Raw genomic sequence first — 1,212 nt, 5'->3', positions numbered from 1 at the left:
ATAGAGATTAGTTATAAATGTTATTCTCATTTTCTAAATATACTCTGCTTGTTTCCCAACAAAAATTTTACAAACACTTTATAATCTAAGCAGTTAAAATAACGGTAACATTTTCGTTCCATGAATAACTTTATTAAGGATTTTCTTGAGTATGAGTTAGACGCATAGTTAATTATGCGATTAAATATAAAGACTGCCTTAGACTTATCGGTGAGTAACGGGTCTATTTTTTCAAGCCAGTCAATTGCCGGAATCGGGTCAACAGATGCAGAAATTCGGCCAGTGTTATCCTCTTCTCCCATTTTTACAAGTACACAGTCCATGTATACGAACCTAGCATTGTGTATTTTCTGAGCGCGAATAACAAAGTCAGTGTCTTGAAAGCGCTTCAGTCTCGAATCAAAACGTATCTCCTTTGCGAGACTTTTGTGCATAAATAGCGATGATGTTTGCATTGCTTGGCGCTCGACCAACAAATATTCATCTACATCTTTGTTGTTATCAAATGCAGCTGTTGGCTTAACCGTTCCCCGGTCTACGATTCTGGAGTAAATTATCTCTCTCTCGCCTATCTTTTTATTAATGCATTTTTCGAGTTTGTCTTCCAACCAAACATCATCCGAATCAAGAAACGCCACATAGTCTCCTTGTGCTGCGTCTATCCCCGTATTTCTCGCAGCAGCCCCATGTAAATTTGTTTCATGTCGAATATATTTAATATTTAGCTGATAGTTTTTCAGTATCGCCTGTAATTGTTTACTGTCATCAGAGCAATCATCAATAATGATCAACTCAAAGTCTTGATATGTCTGATTTGCGACGCTGTCTAACGTACTTGTAATGACGCTTGATCTGTTGTACACGGGAATTATTAGGGAGATAGTGCCTTTATTCATTACTTACCCTCCAAGCATCTGAGTAAGAAATGTCATTAGAGATATATTCGAAAAATAACGATACTTGCGAAAAGCCATTGATATTAACGTCACCCGAGGATCTATAATAGAAGAGTGACTCATTTAAATCCAATATGTAAAAAAAAGTAAAAAAAGAAACTGAAACATATAAAACCACGAAAGAATACAGTAAAAAATCAAGTTTCTTACATGACACTAACGACAAAGTAACTATCATGGGTGTTATATAAAACACAAAATGGCTAAGCCTATAAGCTTCTCTATTGAAAACCAAACTTAATAGGCTGATTAAAAT

The 1,212-nt window shown here is 35.4% G+C and carries 1 protein-coding gene; it reads right to left on the bottom strand.

What is annotated here, in order from left to right:
• Nucleotides 1–26 precede the first annotated feature (26 nt).
• Complete coding sequence (locus BZG82_RS16005) at nucleotides 27–896, bottom strand: glycosyltransferase family 2 protein (RefSeq protein WP_077766318.1); 870 nt, start codon at nucleotides 894–896, stop codon at nucleotides 27–29.
• Nucleotides 897–1,212: the final 316 nt, after the last annotated feature.

The sequence above is a fragment of the Salinivibrio sp. PR5 genome, assembly GCF_001996085.1.
GTDB classification, from domain to species: Bacteria; Pseudomonadota; Gammaproteobacteria; order Enterobacterales; family Vibrionaceae; genus Salinivibrio; species Salinivibrio proteolyticus.
This window is presented reverse-complemented; position numbering and strand designations above follow the sequence as displayed.